This window comes from Pantoea sp. SIMBA_079, assembly GCF_046940275.1.
GTDB lineage: Bacteria > Pseudomonadota > Gammaproteobacteria > Enterobacterales > Enterobacteriaceae > Pantoea > Pantoea borealis.
In genome coordinates this window covers 1-267 of sequence record NZ_JAWRYR010000386.1, presented here as the reverse complement: position 1 = coordinate 267, position 267 = coordinate 1, and the positions used below count along the sequence as shown (strand labels likewise).

Here is a 267-nt window from a genome sequence, read left to right as displayed (position 1 = left end):
CTGGCGCACGCTGTCGCGGTCGCGGGTCATCGGCGTCATGGCGTAGGCGCGCTGGCCGAACACGATCAGGCCGATGCGATCGCCGGCGCGGCGATCGAGGAAATCGGCGATCACGGCCTTGGCCGCGGTCAGGCGGTCGACGACCCGGCGCCCGATGACCATGTCTTCCTCGCCCATGCTCGCCGACAGGTCGACCGCCAGCATCAGGTCGCGCCCCGCCTGCGGCGGCGCGACCGGCTCGCCCAGCGTCTGCGGACGCGCCGCGGC

Annotated in this window: 1 protein-coding gene; it reads right to left on the bottom strand. The window is 74.2% G+C overall.

The genetic code is table 11. From position 1 onward, the window contains the following. The coding region (locus SB719_RS20475; protein ID WP_412159789.1) for a VWA domain-containing protein at positions 1-267 on the bottom strand (267 nt) is incomplete at both ends.